This window comes from Citrobacter sp. RHB21-C05 (genome assembly GCF_013889015.1).
GTDB classification, from domain to species: domain Bacteria; phylum Pseudomonadota; class Gammaproteobacteria; order Enterobacterales; family Enterobacteriaceae; genus Citrobacter_A; species Citrobacter_A sedlakii.
Genome location: NZ_CP057611.1, coordinates 1683947 through 1701698, shown reverse-complemented (window position 1 = coordinate 1701698; position 17752 = coordinate 1683947). Strand labels below are relative to the sequence as shown.

The window sequence follows — 17752 nt, the reverse complement described above, 5'->3', positions numbered from 1 at the left end:
GTTATCTGATCAGGGCGCGCGGCGCGTAAACTTTCTGTTGTGATTTTACATTGTCTGTTACTAACGCATTCGCCATGATTGTTGCTTTGCTTCCAATTTCAACATTTTGAATAACTGTCGCTCCAGCACCAATGAAGACATGATCCTCAGTTTTACATTGTCCACATATTATAGCCCCTGGAGAGATTGCATTATATGCGCCAAGAATAACATCATGCTCTATAGTAGCCCTGGTATTTATAACCGTATGAGCCCCAATATGTGAACCTGGCTGGACAATAACACCAGGAAATATCTGCACCCCCTCATCCAGGGAGGCAAAAGGCGATACATAAGCGTCATTTGCAACAACCGTTTCAAATATGTAGCCCATACTTTTAAAAAAAAGAGTAACTTTATATTTTATTTCAGAACCAGGTAATACGCCTATGCCATTAATCAGCCTAACCTCATCAGGTTTAAACTTTGCTATATCAATATCATTTGAAAAAACATTTAGCCCTTCAAAAATATTCCGTTTGCTAATATCATCTGGACTGATGATGGCGATAATATCCCGATTTTGTTGCTTGAGGATATCAACAATAACACTGGCGTGTCCGCCACCACCTATAATGACGAGAGGCTTGTTAAGCGCCTTATCATTCACAAATCATATCTCCAGGAGAATAATCGTTATCAGAAATTTTATCGATCAGATCCCAGTATAGGTAAGGAGACATCCCCGTCCCCGGACGTTTTATTGCAAGGTTATCAAACGTAAAGTTCTCACCTGCTGCAATTGTTGTGGCAGCCACCAGACTTTTTCGTGCAACGCTTTTATTTTTAATTTCTGACACTGTTGGAGCTTTAATACTATTGCCTAACGCCTTTTCAACCTTGCGGATCGAGCTAACCATTGCTTCCAGTTCCAGAGGTTCCAGCGATGCCTGATGATCGGGACCGTCCATATTTTTATCAAGCGTAAAATGTTTTTCAATCACAATTGCGCCACGCGCAACGGCAGCGACAGGGATCATTATCCCTTCACTATGATCGGAATACCCGACAGGTAATCCAAACGCCTGATGCAGCGTATCCATAGCTCGCAGATTAATCTCTTCCACAGGCGCCGGATATTCAGTAGTACAATGGAGGACGATGACCTTTTCCTTGAGGGCCTTCTGACCTGCTTCAGATGAGTATGCTCGCTGAAAGGCTTCGATACCAGGCTTAGCATCTGTAGGTGTGGTATAGCCAAAAGCGATAACGCCTAATGCAGATTCAATTTCTGCCAGCGTTGCCATTCCCGTAGAAACAATAATGTCGCAACCAGTACGAGCATGCTCTAATACCAGTGGCGCATTCGTCAATTCCCCAGATGGAAGCTTTAGCCTTTTAATACCAAGCTCATTTACCAGAAAATTCAGGCTCTCAGAATCAAAAGCGGTAGACAGAAACTCAATGCCAAGATTATCACAATAGCTTACCAATTTATGGTGTGCTTCCCATGAAAGCTCCAGGCGACTTAACATCTCCAACTGTGATTCTTGCTTCTTCGTATTTGCTATCTGGTAGTCAGCCTGTACCGCTTCAGCTGTTACCAGGTTCTTCGCCTTGAAGGTTTGAAACTTGACAATATCAGCACCCGCTTTATAAGCAGCATCAACAAGTTTAAAAGCCAATTTTTCGTCGCCGTTGTGGTTAACTCCGGCCTCAGCAATGATAAGCGTCATATTGATTCACTTGATATTGTAAAAGGTCTTACTCGGTACAAAATGCATTGATTTGATCATTTTGATGACCTTTGCACTTGTATCCCCTTGCCCATAAGGGTTAGAAATCTTTGCTCCTTCACTTATATAGCTTCGTGAAATTGCTCGCGATAGCGCTTTTGAAATGGACTCTCTTGTTGCGTCGCAATTAAGCACGCTCTGTGCGGAAATACGTCCTTTTTGACGTACCCCAATATTTACCGTAGGCACGTCAAAGGCAGGCACTTCAATTATGCCGCTGGATGAATTTCCGACTACGGCCAACGCATGTTTAACCGCGCTGAGATAACGTACCTGTCCCATCGATGGGATGGCCTTTACTCGCGCTGGCATTTTAGCAGCATATGCTTCAAGGAGAGGGATGATTTTTCTTCCACCATCATCAGCATTTGGGTATGTAATAATGATTTGGAGATCGGGGAATTCATCAAGAGCATCCAACAGAGCGTTAAAACTCTCTTCAGGTGGTTCATTCCCTAGCGTGACAGGATGGTAAGTGACAACGACATACGGTTTTTTTAATGGAAAATTCAAAGAAACTGAGAGTTCTTCGAGGGACATAAATTTGCCACGCTTGAGGTGATCTAACCCTATAGCACCGACATTAGCAACACGTGATGGATCTTCTCCTAACTGAATTACCCGGTTTTTATGTTCCTCTGTCGAAGTACCGTGTAAATAGCTAAACTTGGTGATGGCATGTCGAATAGCATCATCGTAGGCACCTTCAGTAATTTCCCCTCCGTGCAAATGAAAGACGGGAATACGAAGAAACATCGCTGTTTGCGCTGCCGCAAGCGCTTCAAAGCGATCACCAAGAATCACCAGCACATCCGGTCTCAATCGTGATAACGCATCCGCAAATCCCAGAATCCCTAACCCCACACTTTTCGCAGTACCGACAGGCGAATCAGATGAAAGTAAAATTTCAATTTTTTCATCGATGAAAAAACCATCTTCTTCAATTTGCTGCCAGGTATTACCAAATTCTGGGGAAAGATGCATGCCACTAACGAGGACTTGCAACGCCAAATCCTCGTCATTCTGGATATCTTTCATTAGCCAATAAAGTAATCCATATTCTGCGCGCGTACCGGTGAAAACGGCGACTTTACGTTTTGCTGACGTCATTATGCTCATTCCACCGGCGAGCTCGGTAAGTTAACCAGGCGCGCCTCAATCATCTCTGAATTTTTGAGGTCATCTCGCATAGCATGCTCGAACATTGGCAACCGATGCATGAGTTTCCATATTGGGCGTGTCATGACTTTCGCTTCGTTCATTTTCGCAAGTATTGCATCGCGAGAATCAAGGTTTTCGCATATGACTGCATTCAGCCAGTAGTTAGACTGCGCGTATTCAGGTTCTTTGACAAATTTAAACTCGGAGCCTTCGAAAAAGGTTTCATAACGTTGGGCAAGCACCCGCTTTTGCTTCAAAAATACGTCCAGGCGTTCCATCTGTCCGCATCCAAGCGCAGCATTCAGATTTGGCATACGGTAGTTAAAACCAGGTTCATCATGGTAAAACTCATACGGATGTGGAACCTTGGCAGTTGTGGTGACATGTTTGGCTCGCACACCATTCTCTGATGAACGACAAAAGACCATTCCGCCACCGCCGGTAGTGATGATTTTATTACCATTAAAGCTCAGAGCACCATATTCACCAAGCGTGCCCGTATGGTGGCCTTTATAAAAAGATCCCAGACTCTCAGCGGCATCTTCTACCAAAACGATGCGCCATTTCCGGCAGACCGCCATCAACTCATCCATTTCAACAGGATGACCAAAGGTATGCATTGGTACTACAGCGCGGACAATCTGGCGTGTGGTACGATGCTGGCAACCCTGTTCAGTCAACTCTGTGTTTTTAGAGAGCCAGTTATCAAGCGCAACGGGGCAAAGGCCCAGACTCACGGATGAAACGTCTATAAATACGGGCTCTGCCCCCAAATGATACAGCGCATTACAGGTTGCAACAAAAGTCAGAGCCTGAGTAACGACTAAATCACCGCGCTTCACGCCAGCCAGATACAGCGCTGCGCTTAATGCTGCGGTACCATTAACCGTTGCAACCGCACGCGCAGTTCCTGTATAGGCTTCCATCTTACGTTCAAAATCATCGACATATTTGCCTACGCTTGAGACAAACGTGCTTTCAAGCGTATCCATTACATATTTTTTTTCATTTCCATCAAATACAGGCGCATGCAAAGGAATAAATTCATTAGTTTTGTATACGTCGCGGACAAATTCGATTATCGAGCTAATATTCATTCGAGGATGCCTTGCTTACATTTTACTGTCGAGGTATTTACCTGTTTCTTTATGGCCAAAATCAGGAATCATTTCGAAAAAGAGTTTAACAATGTCTTCTTTGCTCCATTGGAGAGATGTTTTCATTCTCTGAATTTCTTCTTCAAAATGGGACAAAAGGGCCTGATCATAAAGCGGCTCATTTTTGATAACACCGAGATTATGAAAACGCGCCATATCCAGTGTTTCTTTATCGGTGAAAAACTCTTCAAAATCTTTTTCACCTGTGGTATCACTTGACGTGAACAGACACGGCCATTTGCCTTGCTGAGGCAACGTTTTCGCGAGTTCGCGAGCCTCTTCTTCAGTACTGCATAAATGAGGCTCATAGCCAAGCTGTTTAAGATACAGAACGGCAATATCAGCAAAGGAGATCAGGTGCAGTGCTTCGCTGAGCTTTGGAAAGAAAATATCACGGTTTTCACCAAAAATGCATGACATCAAACAAAGCTGACCCGACTCCTGCGGCGTGACGAAGTAACGTTTGATATCATTAGGTGCGACCAGCGGCTGTTGTTTCTGAATACGCTGATTGAAACCATGCAGAAGAGAGCCATCAGAGAATGCGACATTTGCAAAACGTGCAGTTGAAATGGCAATCTCTTCACTTTTACGCATCAGAAACATTTCCATGATCCGCTTCGAGGCCCCCATCATATTCACCGGGTTAGCGGCTTTGTCAGTGGAAACACAGAAGAATTTTTTTACCCCAGCCGCAACAGACTGTTCAATCGTCTTGTTAGTATTGAGAACATTCACCTCGATCATTCGCATCAAAGTATAAGGATCTTTCTCACTACGAACATGTTTGAGTGCTGATAGGTTTAATACATAGTCATATTTACCATCAGCATTGATAAAAGCATCATATTCAATTGAACCTATATCAAGTGCGAAAGTCTGGAAGTCGCCATCAATATAACCAAAAGAACTACGTATATCCCTTACCAGCTCAACCATATTATTTTCGCTAATATCGACAACATGTAGTTTTTGTGGATTACGCTTGAATATTTCTTTTGTTACAGCCTGACCAATAGAACCCGCCCCACCCAAGACCAAAAAACGGGATGCAGATACAATTCGTTTTAATTCTTTTTCATTTTCAGATATATCATCACTGAACAACTTTTTATTACGCCCAATGAGTTCAAGAATATTATCCATAATTCAGACCTAATTCATTACAAATTATTAATGTCAAAACAGCATTCGTCAAAATCATTTGCTGACGCAAGCTACTTCAAACTTATACAAAAATTTCGCTGCAACTGAAATGTGTTAGCTTTCTTTTTCAAGAATGCTACCGCCCCTGGCTTTACAGCTACCAGTGCACTGCGCTCTTTCAAAGGTATGTCAAAACCCGCCTTTACGCACAGGCCTTCTAAACTCAAACGCTAATTGTCTTACCAAATGATGTTAGAAACAAGCAGAAATCCCGCAAAAAATGGTTTAAATTTCAGTAGATAACGCTTTGATAAGATACGTATTTTCTTATTTCAACAAAAACGGCAGTAAACATACCCAGCACAGGTTAAATATGCCTTGAATGTTTACTGCCGTTATCTGTTTCGCGTTGGTCAGACCAACGTTATCACTGCTTATTCGCTAAGCAACTTCTCAATGCTCTTACGGAACTTCGGACCTTCTTTCAGGTTACGCAGTCCATATTTCACAAACGCTTGCATGTAGCCCATTTTTTTACCGCAGTCATAGCTGTCGCCGGTCATCAGCATCGCGTCAACAGACTGTTTTTTCGCCAGTTCTGCAATGGCGTCGGTCAACTGGATACGTCCCCAGGCGCCCGGTTCGGTGCGCTCAAGTTCTGCCCAGATATCTGCGGAAAGCACATAACGCCCTACCGCCATCAGATCGGAATCCAGGGTCTGCGGCTGATCCGGTTTCTCAATAAATTCGACAATGCGGCTGACTTTACCTTCGTTATCCAGCGGTTCTTTGGTCTGGATTACGGAGTATTCAGAAAGGTCACCCTTCATACGTTTCGCCAATACCTGGCTGCGGCCGGTTTCATTGAAACGCGCCACCATCGCCGCGAGGTTATAGCGCAGCGGATCGGCACTGGCATTATCAATGATGATGTCCGGCAGGACGACGACAAACGGGTTATCGCCGATCACCGGTCGGGCACAGAGAATGGAATGGCCCAACCCCAGCGGCTGCGCCTGACGGACGTTCATGATCGTTACGCCCGGCGGGCAAATGGATTGCACTTCCGCCAGCAGTTGGCGCTTCACGCGCTGCTCGAGAAGCGACTCTAATTCATAGGAGGTGTCGAAGTGGTTCTCAACGGCGTTCTTGGACGCATGAGTCACCAGAAGGATTTCTTTGATCCCTGCAGCCACGATCTCGTCAACGATGTATTGAATCATCGGCTTGTCGACAATGGGTAGCATCTCTTTTGGTATGGCCTTTGTTGCCGGTAACATATGCATACCGAGCCCGGCTACTGGGATAACTGCTTTTAAATTCGTCATTCTTTTTCCTACCCTGAAATGGCTGATAAAGTATAGGCCTTAACCACATGATAGCCAGAAACTGGCTCATTTCTCGTCTTTTGTGTTTTACGTCACACAAGCGAGTCAAAAGTGTCTTTTAACACTACACTCCATCAGCGGCAGATTTACTCAGACTTCTCGGAAAACCCGGACTAAGATGATTACCAAAGCGCTTTCCGAATTATCGCAGGTAGCGACACCATAACGTTATAGTATTACTCAGAAACAAACGTTATGTCGTCTTTCTTGTCATGAACAAATTCATACTTCAGCGTCCGATCCAGTCCTTGCGACAAAGAATAAGGTGCTACAAAACCGGATGCATGCACTTTTGTGGCATCAAATTGCGTAGTCGCGCAGAACTTTTTGACACGTACCGAACTGACAGCAAATTTCTTACCAGAAAGCTTACTCAGCACATCAAAACAGTAGCCGCCCAGCATACCCAGCGGGTATGGCAGATGTACTGAAGGGATTTTTTTACCTAAACTTTGCTCAACCTCAGTAACCAACTGGTTCATGTTGAGATCGGGTTTATCCACGTAGTTGTAGACTTCGTAACCAGCTTTAACGTTTTTGAGTTTGTATTTGATGAATTCGACGATGTTACCAACGTAAGCCATAGACTTATAGTTCGTACCAGAACCTACCATCATGAATTTACCCCCAGCTATCTGTTTAAGCAGGTTGTAAACGTTACCCCGGTTACGTTCGCCGAAAATGACGGTGGGACGAATGATCGTGAGAGAGCGCTCATCAGGCTCTTTTGCATGCCATTCACGAAGCTCTTCCTCCGCTTGCCATTTACTTTTCCCATAATGGTTGAAGGGATCATGCGGGTGCGTTTCGTCTGGATTTTTTTTGTTCAATCCATAGACCGCAACGGAACTGGTAAAGATGATGTTTTTTACACCATTTCTTTCCATAGCAGCAAGGACGTTGCGTGTTCCCTGAACATTTACATCATAATAAAGCGACGTTGGACTGACATCGTCACGATGTTCTGCAGCCAGCAGCACTATGGTGTCAAAACCGGCGAGCGCCTGATCAAGCGCATGCTGATCGCGGACATCTCCAATCTGCGTAATTTCTGGATAGAAATGACTCTGCTGCTTATCCAGATTTTTGATGTTAAAGTCAGCTACTGCTGTTTCCAGAAGACGAGTCCCAACAAATCCTGAAGCCCCGATAAGCAAAACGTTATTGTTCATAAATCACTTAATCTGGTTATCAAACAAGAACATAAGATAAAGATGAGATCCTTCCCTGAGTAGTCAATGCTGCCCAGCCCCAGCTTTAACGGTAATCGGGCAATTATAATCTTTTAACACATGAGATCCAGTGAGATTATGGTAGCTTGCGCTACCCCCTCCCCTCCGGCAACCGGAAGTTAATCGCGTCCACATTCACGACCTGATGATTTATCCGGTCAATGTCGACCGAGCTTTGGCCTTTTTCGTTTACCGCCTGAATGTTCGCCAGCGACAGCAGGGTGTCGTTTTTGGCCATAAACTTCCCGCGCACGTCTTTGCGCAGGTCAAAATGCATCTTCAGCGCCGGGCCAACGGTGGATTCCTGCATCACCTTGATATTGCGTAAGAAAAGGTGCTGAGGCTTGTTGTGTAACTCCAGCGTTGCCCGCTTCATGTCGATGTTGGTGAGGGCGACAAACGAGGTCGCGTTGCCGGATGAAATTTGTATTCCGCGCAGTTTATACGCAAGTTGGGTATTATCCAGGCGGATATTATTCAATTTAAAATTTTGCGGAATCGACAGGTAGTTGCCTTTTACCACCCCGTAGCCAATCAACATGCCGGCGCTATTTACCATATCGATATTATCAATGACGAAATTATCACAACCATAAATAGCCACCGTTGCGTTATCAATCCCGGCCTTTTTACTGAAATCGGGAGTGATATTTTTCGCCTTTACGTTGCGAATAACAAAATGCTTGCCGTTCTCGACGTGTACCAGTTGGCGGCAGTCGGAACCGGTGATGTTGGCGACGACAAAATTTTTAACCGTCTGCGTTTCTGGATAGGTGTTGTCGTAAGTGCTGCCCGCCAGGCCAATCCCAATACCCCAGTTGATCTTGCCGTTGGTACAGTTAATACGCTCAATCACATGGTCAGAAATGAGAATGTTGCGGTCATTAATCGCCACATTCCACTCAATGGCATCTCCCTGTAAGTCAGTGAATGTCCCGTTGGTGATCCTCGCGCCGTCAACCTGATTATGAAAACCCTGGCGCAGGATGGCATAGTTCGCCTGGGTCACGGTGATGTTGTCGATAACCAGATTACGCATCACTTGCGGTTTTTTCCCACCGATATAAATTTGCGTCACCGGGCCGAAGCCGCTCATCGCAATATCCCTGATGACACAGTCAGAGCCGCGCACGTCCAGCGTGATATTGTGCAGGCTGCCGCCCTTCTCACCGGTGACCTGGCTGCTGTCCTGAAGAACAAAACGCCCACGTCCATTGCCGCGCAACGCCCCTTCCACCCGTAATGTCTTACCCGGCGGAATAAAAATAGCGGCGTTGATGTTGTCGCAAACCAGACCCGCCGGAACCCGCACGGTTTGTGCGTCGGTAAAGGCCTGCCTGAAGGAAGCGATCCAGTCTTTGGGGTTATAGTCCTGGATGTTGACAGTGTTACCCGCGGTCACGGCGCGGGCAAAAGGAGAATGGAGTGCAGGAAGCGCGGCAAGCACGGAGCCTGCCGCCAGGAAGGTGCGTCGGGAGAGCGTCGTTTCTGGCATACAACCTCGTTTTACATCGTTTGCAGCAGGCTGGCTAACTGACGGTTGATCACCTGCTGGTTAAAATCGTGTTCAACTTTTTCACGTGCGTGCTTCACCACTGGCTCAAGCGTTGCGCGATCGATCTGGCTAAACCCGGCAAGCTGCGCCGCCAGCGCCTGCGCATCGTTTTCCGGCACCAGCCAGCCTGACTTTCCGGCTTCGACCAGTTCCGGAATACCGCTGTGGACGGTGGAAACAACGGGGATCCCCACCGCCATCGCCTCCATTAGCGCGACCGGAATGCCTTCCATATCGCCATCCGCGCCGGTAATGGAGGGCAGCAAAAAGAGATCCGCCTCGTCGAGCATCGCCTTCACTTCGTGGCTCGGTTTGAAGCCCGGCATCTCAATCACGTCATCAAGCTGATACTGTTCGATAAGCGTCCGCAAACGCCGTTCCCATGGCCCCATCCCGAGGATACGGTAACGAAACGCGACGCCCTGCTCTTTGAGCTGGCGACAGGCTTCTATCGCCACGTGCAGCCCTTTTTTCTCGGTCAGACGCGCCACAGAGATCATCTCCAGCGGCGTGCCGGGCGCTTTCACCGGGCGATGGCTGAAGCGCGCCATGTCCACCCCCATCCGCGAGACGGCGATTTTTTCCGCCGGGCAGCCCATGCTTTTCAGGCGCTTAGCCCACAGGTCGCTAATAGGCAGCATCAGGTCGCCACGCTGAAACAACTGTTGGTATTCAGGGGCGTAGTGATTCAGAACCTCCCGGCTGGAGATATCAATGCCGTGGAAAATGGTCGCAATTTTGCCCTTGATCACCCCCAGTTCACGCAGCTTGGTCGCCGTCACGCCGGCAGGACCAAAATGCGCGATGAAAACATCGGCCTGCAAAGGCGTGCTCACCTGCGCGCAAATAGACGACAGGATCAAATTGCGTGATTCGTCGCCATAGCGGGAGAAATTCAGTGATTTCCACGTCGCCGCCCGGTGCAGTCCCGGCAGCGTTTTCAACGCCCGGTAACGCAGTTTCGCCAGCCGACCCTGCGGTTCATCCTGCAGCCAGCGGGTCTTCGCCGCCAGGTTGTATTTTTCCCAGGCGGCATGGGTGTTTTGCGTATCACCTTTTTGCAGGGCGACGATGTCCACATCAAATCCCATATCAATAAACGCCGTGATCTGATTAAGAACAAACGTCTCTGATGAGAGTGGGAATTTCAGCAGAAAAAAGCTGACCTTCATCGCCCCTCCCGAATTCTGTCGAGAACGGATTTAATCATGGCAAACCCCTTGGTTCGCTCCTGCGTGACGGCGTTATCCACTTTTTCACTGAGCGCGGGCAGTTGCGCCAGCGTATCTGCGACCACGCCTTGCAGCGACCCGTTCAGCAGGTGACGAATATCAATCGCCAGCTCTGGCAGGCCTAACTGCTGCATGATCCCGGCGGATTTGTGCTCGTAGTTAATCGCGATAGCGGGCGTGCCAAAGTTCATCGAAATGATGGCGGAATGCAGACGGGTGCCGATGGTTAAAACACAGGATGCAAGTATCTTGCCCAGTTCCACATCGTTCAGTTCATCCATCACGATATGGAAATGCGCCGATGGCTTCACAAATTTCGCCATCCGGAGCGCCACCATGCGGTCATCGCGGTTATAGCGGTCAATACTGGTACAGGTTGAAAGCACCAGCACCTGATAGCCATCGTCAATCAGTCTGTTCACAACGTCCGCAAAAGCCTGCTCATACGCTTGCTGAGTCGTGCCCAGACGTTTGTCGAAGGGCTCGAGATCGCGCAAGGTGATGGCCACGGTTTTTCTTCGCGCGGTGACATCCAGCCAATGCTGTACCGCATAACTGGCGACAAAATCATCATGGCGGCGTTCTACCAGCCATGCGGTATCCACGCCTTGTTCCACTTTACGGGTGTCGATTTGGGCGGCGGTCATCAAATCGCGGCTGACCGTTTCACGCAGGATCAGCGCATCAGTGCGCCTAAAAACGTAATGAGCCAACTGATTAAAGTCCGGGTTCTGGAAAGGCCCGACGCTATGGCCGACCATATAAATCGGTTTGTTCGCCATAAACGCGCATAAGGGATACTCAAAATGGGTCAGGCCGTACAGGTCAACATAGTTAGAGCCGCCAACCTGAATGACCGCATCATACTGGGCGATAAACCGGGCAAAGTCGGCAAATTCCGGCGCAAGCGCAAAGTTACGCAGCGATCCTTCCTGCGCAACCTTCGCCAGTAAAATTTTGTGCTGAAATCGACGGCGCAACACTTTTTTGACCCGGCCATTCAGCCCGGTCATCTGCTGCTGTTTCTGGCTTAGTTGATACAGCGGATCGGCAATAATTGGCCGTCCCTGTAACCAGGCGGAACTGACCGGGAAACGGCTCATCACATCCATGTCGACTTCAGGTTCTTGTTGGCGGATGGCATCGAGTAAACCGCGCATAATGGCGCTATCACCACGGTTCCCACAGGTGTGGTTGCCTAATACTAATAATTTCATAAGTTGCCTCTTATCGATTTATTTACCTGTCATCCGACACGTAATAATTTTTTCATTCTTGCACTGCCGAACAGCTGTCTTTTCATTTCCATGACCAGCGCGTTGCGTGAAAAAATAAGCATTAAAATAAAACTCACTATTCCGACCACGACCTGTAAAGTGAAGACACCGGACAGCGGCAAGGCTTTGTCAAATAACTTCCCTGCGCCGTAGGCGGTGATAAATGTGGGCAACGAGAGATAAAACGGCAGCCACAGACTCAGAATGTACTGGCGGTAGCTGGAACCGAGCACCGGCTTAATCATGATGAAATAGCTCAGTACGGTATTCACGATCTGCACCAGCAGGAAGCCCAGCGTTACGCCAATCGCCCCCCCCATCTGCCCGCCGATAATGATTGCCGGAATAAAGAGAAAAGTTTTGAACACATTGAATTTAAAACTGATATCCACCCGCGCTTTCGCCATCAGTAAGGAACCAATCGGGTTACCCACCGAGCGCAGCAGACCGACGATGCACAGCAGTTGCAGCACCGGGATAATACTGTTCCACTTTTCGCCAAACACCAGCGGCACGAAGTTATCCGAAACCACCATCAGCCCGAGCAGCGCCGGAAAGTTAATGATTCCCACAACGGACAGCAGTTTGTAAAAGTTCACGCGCAGCTTTTCCGTGTCGTCCTGAATCTTGGCAAACGCCGGGAACAGCACGCGGGTGATGATCGGGTTAAGCTTCATTGGCGGCACCACCGCCACGTTATAAGCCAGATTGTAACCACCCGCGACGCTGGCGCCGAGAATGCGCGCCAGTACCAGCGTGGAAAGGTTGGTATTGACGTAGTTGACGATGCTGTCCGCCGTCAGCCAGGCGCCAAAGCGCAGGTTTGACGAGACGGACTTCAGGGAAAAATGCAGACCCGGGCGATAAATCTTGCGGCCAAAATAACCGAACAGCAGGGTGCGCACGACACTGTTGACCAGATACCCCAGAATCGCGGTTAACGCCAACGGCCAGAAATGGGCGCTGACTACCGTGAAAGTAAAGCCCGCCAGCACCGCGCTGGTTTCGATCATACCGATCTTGTTGAACTCCAGCTCTTTTTGCATCAGCGCGCGGAACTGCTGCCCATGCGGGATCACGACAAACACCAGCGAAAGGGTTTTTATCAGCGGCGTCAGATCCGGATTATGCAACACGCCTGCGATAACATCGCTCAGCAGATATACCGCCACGCACACCACAATCCCCAGCCCCACGTTCAGCCAGTACAGGGTGGTAAGCTCGAGGTGACTGATCGTTTTGCGCTGGATAATCGAGTTGGCAATGCCAAAGTCGCACAGGGTATCCGCCAATGCGATGATGACCAGCGAGACGGTCAGCAGGCCGAACTGATGATTATCGATAATCCGCGCAAGCACGGTCATCTGAATCAGCCCAAGACTGATGATAATGACCGTGGCGATGGCCGACCATTTGGCGCCGCTGATGGTTTTTTCTCGTAAGCTCATCTTAATACGCCGCTTTGTTAACGAAGCCTTTGAAAACGGTCAGAAAAACGATTTTGATGTCGAACCAGATGCTCCATTCGCGGATGTATTCCAGGTCGAATTCGACGCGTTTTTCCATTTTCTCCAGCGTGTCGGTTTCGCCGCGCCAGCCGTTGATCTGCGCCCAACCGGTAATGCCTGGCTTTACCTTGTGGCGCAGCATGTAGCCTTCAATCAGTTGTCGATACTGTTCGTTGTGCGCCACCGCATGTGGACGCGGGCCGACAATCGACATCCCGCCGGTCAACACATTGATAAACTGTGGCAGCTCATCAAGCGAAGTGCGGCGCAGGAAATTACCCACTTTCGTCACGCGCGGATCGTTCTGCGTCGCCTGCGTAACCACCTTGTCGTTTTCCATCACCTTCATTGAGCGGAACTTCCACACGTTGATCGGCTTGCCGTCCATACCGTAGCGGGTCTGGCGGAAGATCACCGGACCTGGCGAGGTCAACTTCACCGCCAGCGCGATACCGCACAGTACCGGTGAAATCAGCAGCAGGATCAGCGAGGCGAGCACAATATCCTCCGCGCGTTTCAGCAGTCGGTTAATGCCCGACAGCGGCGTGTCATACAGAGGCACCACCGGCACGCCGCTCACTTCTTCAATGCGCGAATGCAGGATGTTGAAGGTAAAGACGTCCGGGATAAGGATCACCGAACAGGTGGTATCCGCCAGTTCGCGCACCAGCTTTTTGACCTGCGCGCCGTCGCTCATCGACATGGCGATATAGACGTTATGGATGCGTGAGGCTTTGGCATCCTCAATCAATTGTTCAAAATTTCCGGCCCAGTCGGAAGATACACCGCCCGGTTTCGGGTCGTGATAGACGCCGACCACCTCAAAGCCCAGCCACGGTTCGTTGCGAAAACTGTCGAGCAGCGCCTGTCCGGCTGGCAGGTCGCCCGCTACCGCCACCAGGCGTTTGTTATAGCCGCGGTTGCGCAACCAGCCCGCGCCGTAGCGGATAAACGAACGGCAGATCACAAGGCCAATGCTGCTCAACAGATACCACGCCAGCCAGGTGCCCAGGCGATTATCGAAATCCTGGTTAAACGCCACCAGACCCGCGCAAAAAACGAGGCTCAGCGTCCAGTTTTGCAGCAGGAGCGTCAGTTCTGTGGAAATTTTGACGCCGCGCCAGGATCGGTAAAAATCGGTCATGCCGCCCAGCATCTGAAAAACAACCAGCGTAATCAGCGCCACCAACAGGTGCATATACAGGAAGGGCCGTCCACTCACTTCGCAGACCAGCCACAGCCCGCCAAACATGATGGTGATATCTGAAAAGCGTTGCACCATAGAGATTAACGATGCATTGGTTTTCGCTCGTTCGCGCTTTTTTAGATTTGTCATCGTTGTTCCTGTTATTAGCCCCTTACCCGCGACCGGGTAAGGGAAGACCTGACCTTACTGATTCAGCAGCGTCAGCAGAGTGCGCGTTCGCGCTTCCATCAGCGGGATATCACCGCGCGATTCGACGTTCAGGCGTACCACCGGCTCGGTGTTTGACGAACGCAGGTTAAAGCGCCAGTCGGCAAACGACATGCTGATGCCGTCAGTGCGATCCACCGACAGCGCTTCTTTCGCGAAATGCGCCTCCACGCGGGCAATCGCCGTCGCCGGTTCCGCCAGTTGGCTGTTGATTTCACCGCTCGCCGGGAACGCCGCCATCCGGTCGCGGACCAGCTCGCCCAGCGACTGCCCTTTCAGGCATACCAGCTCCGCCACCAGCAGCCATGGGATCATCCCGCTGTCGCAGTAGGCGAAATCACGGAAGTAGTGGTGGGCGCTCATTTCGCCGCCGTAAATAGCATCTTCCGCACGCATCCGCTCTTTGATGAACGCATGACCGGTTTTCGACATCACCGGCGTGCCGCCTGCGGCCTTCACCACATCGACGGTGTTCCAGGACAGGCGCGGGTCGTGGATGATCTTCGCGCCCGGGTGTTTTTCGAGGAACGCTTCCGCCAGCAGGCCGACGATGTAGTAGCCCTCAATAAACTGCCCTTTTTCGTCGAACAGGAAGCAGCGGTCGAAATCGCCGTCAAAAGCAATCCCCATGTCCGCGCCGTGCTCAATCACCGCATTGCGGGTATCGTCGCGACATTCCGGCAGCAGCGGATTAGGAATACCGTTCGGGAAGTTGCCGTCCGGGGTGTTATGCACCTTGATGAACTCCACCGGTACGCCCCGGGCCTTAAAGCGCGCTTCAATAGCGTCCACGACCGGACCCGCCGCGCCGTTACCCGAGTTGATCACCAGCTTCAGCGGGGTGAGGTTGTTGACGTTGATGTAGCCAAACAGATGATCGATATAGGCGTCGCGCAGGGTGATCTGTTTATAGCTGCCGCGCTTAGCCATATTGACCGGCGGGAAGTCGTTGGCTTCCGCCAGGCGCTGGACGTCGCGCAGGCCGGTGTCGCCGCTGATTGGGCGCGCGCCCTCACGCACCAGCTTCATGCCGTTGTAGTCCATCGGGTTATGGCTGGCGGTGACTTCAATGCCACCGTCAACGCCGAGGTGGAAGGTGGCGAAATAGATCTCTTCGGTGCCGGAAAGGCCGATATCCAGCACATCGACGCCCGCGTCCTGTAACCCCTTCGCCAGCGCCAGCTTCAGCGCCTCACTGGTCAGACGCACGTCGCCGCCGAGTACAATGGTTTTCGGTTTGAGAAATTCGCCGTAGGCGCGGCCAATCCGCCACGCAATATCTTCGTTTAATTCTTCGCCCAGCCTGCCGCGAATATCGTAGGCTTTGAAACAGGTTAATTTTGTCATGTTTTTTTACCCTTCTTCAGGCAACAGTTAGCCCTCTCCCGGAAGGAGAATAATCATTTCGGATACCCATTCGGTTTCGCGTTACAGGAAGCCTGCGCCCCTGCGCCGCGAAAGATGATGGTCAGACGCGGCCGTAGCGATCCTCGAAGCGAACGATGTCGTCCTCTTCCAGATAGGCGCCGGAGCGCACCTCAATTAAGTCGAGCGGAATTTTTCCCGGGTTTTCCAGACAGTGGGTCGCGCCCAGCGGAATATAAACAGACTCGTTTTCACCAAGCAGTTTGATCTCGCCGTTGATGGTGACTTTGGCGGTGCCCGCCACCACCACCCAGTGTTCGGCGCGGTGGTGGTGCATCTGCACCGACAGCCCCTCGCCCGGTTTAACGGTAATGCGTTTCACCTGGTAGCGGTCACCGGCGTCGATAGAGTCGTATTTGCCCCACGGACGGTACACTTCACGGTGAATATGGTGTTCATGACGCCCGTCGGCTTTGATTTGCTCAACCACTTTTTTGACATCCTGCACCGCGTTGCGATCGGCAATCAGCACCGCGTCTTTGGTCTGCACCACCACCAGGTCTTTAACGCCAACGGTCGTCACCAGGCCAGACTCGGCATAGACGTAGCTGTTCTCGGTTTTGTGGCTGATCACATCGCCGTGGTGTACGTTACCTTCGGCGGTATGCGCGCTAATCTCCCATAGCGAGGACCAGGAACCCACGTCGCTCCAGCCCGCGTCCATCGGCATCACTACCGCATCCGCCGTGCGTTCCATCACCGCGTAATCCACCGATTCTTCCGGACAGGCGAGAAACGCCTCTTCATCCACCCGAATGAAGTCCAGATCCGGGTCAACGACGCTCATCGCTTTTTCGCAGGCCGACAGAATATCGGGACGGTATTTTTGCAGTTCTTCCAGATAACGACCGGCGCGGAACAGGAACATACCGCTGTTCCAGTAGTAATCGCCGGTTGCCACATACGCCTGAGCGGTTTCCAGATTCGGTTTTTCGACAAACTGCGCCACCTCAAAGGCCACCGCGTCTTTCTCGCCCGGCACCACCTCGCCGCGACGAATATAGCCATAGCCGGTTTCCGGCAGATCCGGCACGATGCCAAAAGTCACCAGCTTACCCGCCTCAGCGTACGGCATGGCGTTACGTACGGCCTCACGGAAAGCGTCTTCGTTGGCAATCACATGATCGGCCGCCAGCACCAGCATCAGCGGATCGCTGTCCGGACTGTGGCGTTTTGCCGCCAGCGCAGCCAGCGCGATCGCCGGCGCGGTGTTACGACCCGCCGGTTCGAGAATGATGTTTTCCGTGAGTTTATTGAGCTGTCGCAGCTGTTCGGCGACGATAAAACGGTGCTGCTCGTTGCAGATCACCACCGGGCTTTCGCACTCCACGCCGTTCAGACGACAAATGGTCGTTTGCAGCATGGTCAGATCGCCCTTCAGGCATAAAAACTGCTTTGGATAAAGTACGCGGGAAAGCGGCCACAAACGGCTACCGGAGCCACCAGCCATCACAACCGGATAGAGTTTATTTTGCCCCATGA

At 50.4% G+C, this 17752-nt stretch carries 14 protein-coding genes; all 14 read right to left on the bottom strand.

Going from position 1 to position 17752, the window contains the following annotated elements; genetic code table 11:
• Position 1: 1 nt before the first annotated feature.
• The 14 genes from HVX72_RS08045 to cpsB all read right to left on the bottom strand — a co-directional run bounded on the left by HVX72_RS08045 (position 2) and on the right by cpsB (position 17750).
• A complete protein-coding gene (locus HVX72_RS08045; RefSeq protein ID WP_181822949.1) occupies positions 2 to 649 on the bottom strand; it encodes an acetyltransferase in 648 nt (215 codons plus the stop codon).
• Positions 642 to 1715 carry an N-acetylneuraminate synthase gene (gene neuB / locus HVX72_RS08040; protein WP_181822948.1) on the bottom strand — a complete coding sequence of 358 codons (1074 nt, stop codon included), beginning with the start codon at positions 1713 to 1715 and terminating at the stop codon, positions 642 to 644. Before neuB ends, HVX72_RS08045 begins: the two co-directional genes overlap by 8 nt.
• A 6-nt stretch (positions 1716 to 1721) precedes the next feature.
• The gene (gene neuC / locus HVX72_RS08035; protein WP_181822947.1) at positions 1722 to 2885 is read right to left on the bottom strand and encodes a UDP-N-acetylglucosamine 2-epimerase; all 1164 of its coding nucleotides are present in this window, start codon (positions 2883 to 2885) and stop codon (positions 1722 to 1724) included.
• Positions 2886 to 2890: 5 nt separating this feature from the next.
• Positions 2891 to 4033, bottom strand: coding sequence for a LegC family aminotransferase (locus HVX72_RS08030; RefSeq protein ID WP_181822946.1), 1143 nt, complete (start codon positions 4031 to 4033; stop codon positions 2891 to 2893).
• A gap of 15 nt (positions 4034 to 4048) precedes the next feature.
• On the bottom strand, positions 4049 to 5239 hold the full coding sequence (locus tag HVX72_RS08025) for a UDP-N-acetylglucosamine 4,6-dehydratase (RefSeq protein ID WP_181822945.1): 1191 nt from the start codon (positions 5237 to 5239) through the stop codon (positions 4049 to 4051).
• A 434-nt stretch (positions 5240 to 5673) separates the two neighbouring features.
• Positions 5674 to 6567: a UTP--glucose-1-phosphate uridylyltransferase GalF gene (gene galF, locus HVX72_RS08020; RefSeq protein ID WP_042284285.1), complete on the bottom strand. Its 894-nt coding sequence runs from the start codon at positions 6565 to 6567 to the stop codon at positions 5674 to 5676.
• A 236-nt stretch (positions 6568 to 6803) separates the two neighbouring features.
• Positions 6804 to 7799, bottom strand: a complete 996-nt coding sequence (locus HVX72_RS08015; RefSeq protein WP_181822944.1) for an NAD-dependent epimerase/dehydratase family protein — start codon at positions 7797 to 7799, stop codon at positions 6804 to 6806.
• Positions 7800 to 7950: 151 nt separating this feature from the next.
• Complete coding sequence (wcaM, locus tag HVX72_RS08010; protein WP_181822943.1) at positions 7951 to 9354, bottom strand: colanic acid biosynthesis protein WcaM; 1404 nt, start codon at positions 9352 to 9354, stop codon at positions 7951 to 7953.
• 11 nt (positions 9355 to 9365) lie between these two features.
• Positions 9366 to 10586, bottom strand: a complete 1221-nt coding sequence (wcaL, locus tag HVX72_RS08005; RefSeq protein ID WP_042284293.1) for a colanic acid biosynthesis glycosyltransferase WcaL — start codon at positions 10584 to 10586, stop codon at positions 9366 to 9368.
• Positions 10583 to 11863, bottom strand: a complete 1281-nt coding sequence (gene wcaK / locus HVX72_RS08000) for a colanic acid biosynthesis pyruvyl transferase WcaK (RefSeq protein ID WP_181822942.1) — start codon at positions 11861 to 11863, stop codon at positions 10583 to 10585. Before wcaK ends, wcaL begins: the two co-directional genes overlap by 4 nt.
• Before the next feature lie 29 nt (positions 11864 to 11892).
• Positions 11893 to 13371, bottom strand: coding sequence for a colanic acid undecaprenyl disphosphate flippase WzxC (gene wzxC / locus HVX72_RS07995; RefSeq protein ID WP_042284298.1), 1479 nt, complete (start codon positions 13369 to 13371; stop codon positions 11893 to 11895).
• A gap of 1 nt (position 13372) precedes the next feature.
• Positions 13373 to 14767 (bottom strand): undecaprenyl-phosphate glucose phosphotransferase, encoded by a 1395-nt coding sequence (wcaJ, locus tag HVX72_RS07990; protein ID WP_042284302.1) that lies wholly within the window; start codon positions 14765 to 14767, stop codon positions 13373 to 13375.
• A 54-nt stretch (positions 14768 to 14821) separates the two neighbouring features.
• Entirely contained in the window at positions 14822 to 16192 is a 1371-nt protein-coding gene (gene cpsG, locus HVX72_RS07985; RefSeq protein WP_181822941.1) for a colanic acid biosynthesis phosphomannomutase CpsG, read from the bottom strand.
• Between the two features lie 121 nt (positions 16193 to 16313).
• Complete coding sequence (gene cpsB / locus HVX72_RS07980; protein WP_060569271.1) at positions 16314 to 17750, bottom strand: mannose-1-phosphate guanyltransferase; 1437 nt, start codon at positions 17748 to 17750, stop codon at positions 16314 to 16316.
• Positions 17751 to 17752: the final 2 nt, after the last annotated feature.

Coding starts and splice junctions, on each gene's coding strand:
- neuB (WP_181822948.1), bottom strand. CDS start 1,715: ATGACGCTTATCATTGCTGAGGCCGGAGTTAACCACAACGGCGACGAA.
- neuC (WP_181822947.1), bottom strand. CDS start 2,885: ATGACGTCAGCAAAACGTAAAGTCGCCGTTTTCACCGGTACGCGCGCA.
- HVX72_RS08030 (WP_181822946.1), bottom strand. CDS start 4,033: ATGAATATTAGCTCGATAATCGAATTTGTCCGCGACGTATACAAAACT.
- HVX72_RS08025 (WP_181822945.1), bottom strand. CDS start 5,239: ATGGATAATATTCTTGAACTCATTGGGCGTAATAAAAAGTTGTTCAGT.
- galF (WP_042284285.1), bottom strand. CDS start 6,567: ATGACGAATTTAAAAGCAGTTATCCCAGTAGCCGGGCTCGGTATGCAT.
- HVX72_RS08015 (WP_181822944.1), bottom strand. CDS start 7,799: ATGAACAATAACGTTTTGCTTATCGGGGCTTCAGGATTTGTTGGGACT.
- wcaM (WP_181822943.1), bottom strand. CDS start 9,354: ATGCCAGAAACGACGCTCTCCCGACGCACCTTCCTGGCGGCAGGCTCC.
- wcaL (WP_042284293.1), bottom strand. CDS start 10,586: ATGAAGGTCAGCTTTTTTCTGCTGAAATTCCCACTCTCATCAGAGACG.
- wcaK (WP_181822942.1), bottom strand. CDS start 11,863: ATGAAATTATTAGTATTAGGCAACCACACCTGTGGGAACCGTGGTGAT.
- wzxC (WP_042284298.1), bottom strand. CDS start 13,371: ATGAGCTTACGAGAAAAAACCATCAGCGGCGCCAAATGGTCGGCCATC.
- wcaJ (WP_042284302.1), bottom strand. CDS start 14,767: ATGACAAATCTAAAAAAGCGCGAACGAGCGAAAACCAATGCATCGTTA.
- cpsG (WP_181822941.1), bottom strand. CDS start 16,192: ATGACAAAATTAACCTGTTTCAAAGCCTACGATATTCGCGGCAGGCTG.
- cpsB (WP_060569271.1), bottom strand. CDS start 17,750: ATGGGGCAAAATAAACTCTATCCGGTTGTGATGGCTGGTGGCTCCGGT.